Origin of the sequence: Actinophytocola sp., assembly GCF_035712165.1 — a bacterium.
Lineage (GTDB): Bacteria > Actinomycetota > Actinomycetes > Mycobacteriales > Pseudonocardiaceae > DASYTH01.
Window position 1 is genome coordinate 1 of record NZ_DASTBH010000233.1, and the last position, 5,871, is coordinate 5,871.

8 protein-coding genes and 1 pseudogene are annotated in these 5,871 nt (G+C 69.9%); 5 read left to right on the forward strand and 4 right to left on the reverse strand.

What is annotated here, in order from left to right:
- Window positions 1-212, reverse strand: a 212-nt coding sequence (locus tag VFO68_RS13290) for a hypothetical protein (protein ID WP_325158559.1), incomplete at its 3' end; no start/stop codon positions are given.
- 117 nt (window positions 213-329) lie between these two features.
- On the opposite strand from VFO68_RS13290, the gene VFO68_RS13295 reads away from it, so the two are divergent.
- Window positions 330-1,121, forward strand: coding sequence for a nucleotidyltransferase domain-containing protein (locus VFO68_RS13295; RefSeq protein WP_325158560.1), 792 nt, complete (start codon window positions 330-332; stop codon window positions 1,119-1,121).
- Here the strand turns inward: VFO68_RS13295 and VFO68_RS13300 are convergent.
- On the reverse strand, window positions 1,116-1,424 hold the full coding sequence (locus VFO68_RS13300; protein WP_325158564.1) for an MmcQ/YjbR family DNA-binding protein: 309 nt from the start codon (window positions 1,422-1,424) through the stop codon (window positions 1,116-1,118). The genes VFO68_RS13295 and VFO68_RS13300 overlap by 6 nt on opposite strands.
- Before the next feature lie 189 nt (window positions 1,425-1,613).
- Here VFO68_RS13300 and VFO68_RS13305 point away from each other — a divergent pair, with 189 nt between their 5' ends.
- Together VFO68_RS13305 and VFO68_RS13310 are read left to right on the forward strand one after the other, a co-directional pair.
- On the forward strand, window positions 1,614-2,585 hold the full coding sequence (locus VFO68_RS13305) for a sigma-70 family RNA polymerase sigma factor (protein WP_325158565.1): 972 nt from the start codon (window positions 1,614-1,616) through the stop codon (window positions 2,583-2,585).
- A gap of 65 nt (window positions 2,586-2,650) precedes the next feature.
- Window positions 2,651-3,232, forward strand: a complete 582-nt coding sequence (locus VFO68_RS13310; protein WP_325158561.1) for an isochorismatase family protein — start codon at window positions 2,651-2,653, stop codon at window positions 3,230-3,232.
- Window positions 3,233-3,353: 121 nt separating this feature from the next.
- On the opposite strand, the pseudogene VFO68_RS13315 reads toward VFO68_RS13310, so the two are convergent.
- Window positions 3,354-3,476 (reverse strand): annotated as a pseudogene (locus VFO68_RS13315) (hypothetical protein); the annotation flags it as partial.
- A gap of 212 nt (window positions 3,477-3,688) precedes the next feature.
- Here VFO68_RS13315 and VFO68_RS13320 point away from each other — a divergent pair.
- Together VFO68_RS13320 and VFO68_RS13325 are read left to right on the forward strand one after the other, a co-directional pair.
- On the forward strand, window positions 3,689-4,444 hold the full coding sequence (locus VFO68_RS13320; RefSeq protein WP_325158566.1) for an AraC family transcriptional regulator: 756 nt from the start codon (window positions 3,689-3,691) through the stop codon (window positions 4,442-4,444).
- Window positions 4,445-4,464: 20 nt separating this feature from the next.
- On the forward strand, window positions 4,465-5,004 hold the full coding sequence (locus VFO68_RS13325; protein ID WP_325158562.1) for a hypothetical protein: 540 nt from the start codon (window positions 4,465-4,467) through the stop codon (window positions 5,002-5,004).
- A 6-nt stretch (window positions 5,005-5,010) separates the two neighbouring features.
- Here the strand turns inward: VFO68_RS13325 and VFO68_RS13330 are convergent.
- A partial coding sequence (locus tag VFO68_RS13330; protein WP_325158563.1) for a glycoside hydrolase family 1 protein occupies window positions 5,011-5,871 on the reverse strand: 861 nt, incomplete at its 5' end.

The following is a 5,871-nucleotide window of genomic DNA, read 5'->3' on the forward strand; positions in this document are numbered from 1 at the left end:
TCCAGGATCTGGGTGCGCTGCGGTTCGGGATAGTCGATGAGCAGCCGGCTGTTGCCGCCGCCACCGCTCACCGCGCCGATCCCGTCGAACGTGCGGCCGGCGGCGGTGCCGTTGATGGTGATCGTGGTCGCCGCGCCTGCCGGCGGGGCCGGGATGGCGACCACGGCGGCGAGGAGAGCGCCTGCGGCGGTCAGGGCGATGCGTCGGCGCACTGTGACCTCCACGTCCGGTATCTCGAACAGTGTTCGGTACCCGCTGAGGCGACGGTAATGGGCCGAACGCGTTGTGCGACACCGCCGATCGGTTGACGCGCTGGTTAGCTTTTGATCATGACTTTCGCCGCGCACCACGCCGAGTCGATCCAGCGGGTGACCGAGCACTTCTTTTCCCTGCCCGAGGTCGAGGGGCTGATCCTGGGCGGGTCCATCGCGCACGGTTTCGCCAGGGCGGAGTCGGACGTCGACGTGGCGATCGTGATCTCGGAGGAGGAGCACGAGCGGCGGCGGGCCACCGGCCGGCTCACCTTCCTCAGCCACGACCTGTGCACCTATCCGGGCGGGTACGTGGACGGCAAGTACCTGACCCGGGCCTTCATCACCACGGTGGGTGAGCGGGGCAGCGAGCCGGCGCGGTTCGCCTTCGCCGACGCGCAGGTGCTGTTCAGCCGGGTGGACGGGCTGCCGGAGTTACTGCGGGCCGCCGCGCGATACCCCACCGAGGGCCGGACCGACCGGATGCGCCGGTTCCACGCCCAGTTGCAGGCCTGGCACTGGTACGCCACCGAGGCCCTCCGACTGGACAACCGGTACCTGCTCGGCGTCGCCATCGCCCGGCTCGTGCTGTTCGGCGGCCGGCTCGTCCTGGCGCACAACCACGCGCTCTACCCGTATCACAAATGGTTTCTCGAGGTCCTGCGGCGTGTCGAGGACAAGCCGGCGGGGCTGCTCGACCGCATCCAGGACCTGCACGAGAACCCGTCCGCGCCGGCCGTCACCGAGTTCTACGAGACCATCCGCGACTTTCAGGACTGGCCGCCGCTGACCGCCGGCTGGGGCGACCAGTTCATGATCGACAGCGAGCAGAACTGGCTCTCCGGGCAACCCCCGGTCGACGACCTATAGCGGGTGCTCGGCGGCGAGGGCGTCGGGAGCGGACAGCCGCCAGGCCTCGTAGAGCAGCTCGCGGAGCTCGTCGGTGTCGATCAGCGACAGGTGCACGACGACCCAGCCGAAGCCGCCGGCGGTGAACTGGATCTCGAACACCTCGGGCCGCTCGGAGACCAGCGCGAGCTGCTCGGAGAGGGTCTGCTTGAGACCGACCGTGCGGGTGCGCGGCCAGTGGTAGCCGAACCGTTTGCCACACACGCTGAACGAGGTGTAGTCCCGCGCCTCGGCGCGCTCCACCTCGGCAAGCCTGCCCACCATCCGCAGAAACTGACCGCTGGTCACACTCACCGGGTCATTGTGGCGGACCGCCCCGACAGAAATTTCCGCCATCCGGAATGCGCGGCGGACCGGGAGTGTTGAGATCTCTGCGCGCTCGCGCGACCACCAGGTTCGACCGGCACCCGGGCTACCGGCTGGCCGGTGCACGCATCCGAGAAGGGGGCGACCATGGCGCTGGACACGAGGATCGAGCGGACCCGCGACTCCGCCGGACGCTCCGACGAAACCGATCTGGTCCGGCACTATCTCCGGGAGATCGGCGGCACGCCGCTGCTCACCGCCGCCCAGGAGGTGGCCCTGGCCAAGCGGATCGAGGCCGGTGTGTACGCCGCCGAACTGCTGCGCCGGGCCGCGGCGGAGGGCATCGAGCCGCCGGCGACGCGCCGGCAGGAACTGGCCGAGGCGGCCCGGGACGGACAGGCGGCGAAGGACCACATGATCCGGGCGAACCTGCGGTTGGTCGTCGCGGCGGCGCGCAAGTACCAGCGCCGGGGTGTCGCGCTGCTGGACGTGATCCAGGAGGGCAACCTCGGGCTGATCCGCGCGGTGGAGAAGTTCGACTACGTCAAGGGTTTCAAGTTCTCCACCTACGCGATGTGGTGGATCCGGCAGGCGATCGAGCGCGGGCTGGCCGAACAGTCCCGCACCGTGCGGCTGCCGGTGCACGTGGTGGAACAGGTCAACAAGATCACCCGGGTGGAGCGGACGCTGGCCGACCGGCTGGGCCGGGCCCCGGTCGCGGCCGAGCTGGCCGCCGAGTGCGACCTGCCGGAGGAGCGGGTGACCGAGCTGCGGCGCGCCGCCCGCAACACGGTCAGCCTGGACACGCCGCTCGGCGACGACGGCGAGATGCTGTTCGGCGACCTGGTCGAGGACTCCGCGGCGGTCCAGCCCGAGGAGCTGGCCGAACGGCGCGCGCTCACCACCCAGCTGCGCACCCTGGTCGGCACCCTGGCGCCGCGCGAGGCGCTGATCATGAGCCTGCGCTACGGCCTGACCGACGGTCGGGAGCACACCCTGGCCGAGATCGCGCAGCGGCTCGGGCTGACCAAGGAGTGGATCCGGCAGCTGGAGAAGGAGTCGCTGGTCACCCTGCGCGATCCGGGTCGCAGCCGGCCACTGCTCGACTGGGCGAGCTGACCTGAACTGTCGGTAGGCCCCTCTAGGGTCGAACCGACAGTCAGGACGACAGGAGGGACGCTCCCATGACGACACTGCCCGGGCGGCCGAACACGGCTCTGGTGGTCATCGACGTCCAGAACGGTGTGGTGAACAGCTCGCACAACCGGGACGAGGTGATCGCGAACATCAACACCCTGGTGGACCGGGCCCGTGCCGAGAACGTGCCGGTGGTGTGGGTGCAGCACACCAGCGACGAGCTCGCCAGGGACAGCGAGAGCTGGCAGTACGTGCCGGAGCTGGTCCGCCGCGACTCCGAGCCGTTGGTGCACAAGCGTTACGGCGACTCCTTCGAGGACACCGACCTGGAGGAGCGGCTGGCCGAGCACGGGGTGGGCCGGCTGGTCGTCACCGGCGCCCAGTCCGACGCCTGCATCCGCGCGACGCTGCACGGCGCCGTCGTGCGCGGCTACGACGCGCTGCTGGTCAGCGACGCGCACACCACCGAGGACCTCAGCCAGTGGGGCGCGCCGACCCCGGATCTGGTGATCGCGCACACCAACATCTATTGGGAGCACCACGACGCCCCGGGCCGCAGCGCGGGAGTCGCCACCACCGCCGAGGTGAGCTTCGTCCCGGCCGGCGCGGAGCCGGCCGCGGCGAACTGACCGGGGTCAGGAGCGCTTCGGTTCGTAGTGCAGCCCGGTGATCCCGCAGTCGAACTGGCGCGCGGCGACGCTCGTCGAGCAGGCCCTCGGCGATCAGGTTCGCGGCGAGCGTCGCGCCACCGTAGGTGATGATGTCGCCGCCGGGCGCCTCCTTGAGGCGGCGCACCGTCTCGGCCAGGGAGCTTGAACGTGCGCATGGTCGGTCCCTTCGGGGTTGGCTTCCGGTGTTCGTCGCAGTCCCCACAGTGCTGCCGGCACCTGACGGTCCCCTTCCGGCCCGCTTTCGCCGGTATGGTCAGGCTGGTGGCCCTCCGTACCGATGCCACGGGTGCGTGGGAGGTGGCGGACGCCGTCCCTGGTGCGCGGCTTCGGCCGGGGGTGCGTAGTTACCGGGGTTTCCGGTTCGCGCTCGGCCGGCCGCGATGGCGGCTCGAGGTGCCGGTCGCCGTCGTGACGATGACGCTGATTTTCGATCGTGGTTTGCGGTTGGGCGAGCCGGGGGACGACCTCGCGACGATGCGTTCGTTCACGTCGGTTGTGGCGGGCATCCGCACCTGTGCCACGGTGGGCCAGCACGACGGATATCTGCACGGCATCGAGGTGAACCTCGAACCGTGGGCCGCGTTCACGTTGTTCGGCACCCCGCTGGGGGAGTTGAAGAACAAGAACGTCGAGGCGTCGGACCTGCTCGACGTGAAGGTGCGCGAGCTGACCGGCGCGTTGGCCGCGACCTCCTCCTGGGCCAGACGTTTCGCACTGCTCGATCACGTGCTGGGGCTGTGGTGGGCGGCCGGGCCGGCGTGCTCACCGCGCATCCTGCGGGCCTGGCGGATGCTCGTCCGGTCCGGCGGCACGATTCCGGTCGCGCGGCTGGCCGCGGCGGTGGGCTGGAGTGAACGCCAGCTCGAACGCCGGTTCGCGGAGCAGATCGGCCATTCGCCCAAGGCGGCCGGGCGGATCGTGCGATTCCAGCGAGCCGTGCGGATGCTCGTCGCGGGTCGGCCCGCCATTGTTGTCGCGACCGCCTGCGGTTTCTACGACCAGGCACATCTCGACGGCGAGTTCATGGCCATGACGGGCCGCACGATTTCCCGGTTCCTTCTGGAACACGGTGCCGGGCACGGCGGTCCGCAGGTGTTGCAACGGGTGGCCGGCGAGGTGACCAGCATTCCGCTGGCCGATGTCGGCTTTCTCCAAGACTTGACCATCTGACCCGGGCAGGGTCGGCGGACATGGGAAAAACCAGCCTGAAGAAGCGCCTCTGCGCCGGAACCGTCGTTTTCCTGACCATTTTCGCGACCGTGGTCGTCACACCGGTGCCCGCGTCGGCCAACGTCAGCCAGGGCTACGTGCTCGGGGTCGGCTTCGGCGACGACGCGCTGGACGACTGGGACGACGAGGGCCCGCTCTCCGTCTCGGAAAACCTGCACAGCAACGTCGTTGCGATGTGGCAGCAGGTCCTGTGGGCCGACGGCTTGCTGCCGTGGTCCGGCATCGACTGCTGGTTCGGGTCGCAGACAGCGGAGGCGACGAGAACCTGGAAGAGGAGGAACAATCTTGACGACAACGGCATCGTCGGCTGGCGCGCCCTGCAGAAGGTCCGCGCGCGTTTCGAGCCCTTTCAGTTGACCGCGTGGACGTTCACAGGCAGGGCCGACGGGCCGTTGCGGCAGATCACGTTCTGGCGCGACGAAGAAATCTATAGCATGAGCATTTCCGGTGATGTGCACAACCTCGGATACAACTACGCGAACTTCGACGTCTGCACCTGACGCCGGTCAGGGCCGGCCGCGCACGTCGCGGATCAGGTTGCGGTACCACAGCGCGCTCGCCTTCGGGATGCGGTCCTGGGTGTCGTAGTCGACCCGGATCAGGCCGAACCGTTTCGCGTAGCCATAGGCCCACTCGAAGTTGTCCATCAGCGACCAGGCGAAGTACCCGCGCACGTCCGCGCCCAGCTGCCGGGCGCGGGCGACCGCGGCGATGTGGCCGGACAGGTAGGCGATCCGGTTCTCGTCGGTGATCGAGCCGTGCTCGTCCGGGACGTCCTCGAAGGCGGCGCCGTTCTCGGTCACCACCATCGGGATCCCGGGGTAGTCCCGGCCCAGCCGCACCAGCAGGTCGGTGAAGCCCTCCGGGGCGATCTCCCAGTCCATTGCGGTGACCGGCCGGCCGGTGGTCACCGGGCGCTCGACCGGGACCCCGGCCGGGTCGAACCGGTTGCCCGCGTCGTCCACACCGGACACCACGGACGTGAAGTAGTAGTTGACGCCGAGCACGTCGATCGGAGTGGCGATGATCTCGAGGTCGCCGTCCTCGACCGGAATGGACACCCCGCGGGCCGCCAGGTCGTCGAGCACGTCGGCCGGGTACCGGCCGTGGGTCAGCGGGTCGAGGTAGATCCGCACGCTCAGGCCGTCGGCGCGGCGGGCGGCGTCCCGGTCGGCCTCGCTGTCGGTCGCCGGGGTGATCTGGCCGGTGTTCAGCGTGATGCCCAGCTCCATGGGCCGGGTCGCCGCCCCCCGCAGCCGCTGCATGGCCAGGCCGTGGCCGAGCAGCAGGTGGTGGGTCGCGGCCATCGCGGCCGCGAAGTCCCGCCGGCCGGGGGCCTGCCGGCCGATGTAGTAGCCCAGCATGGC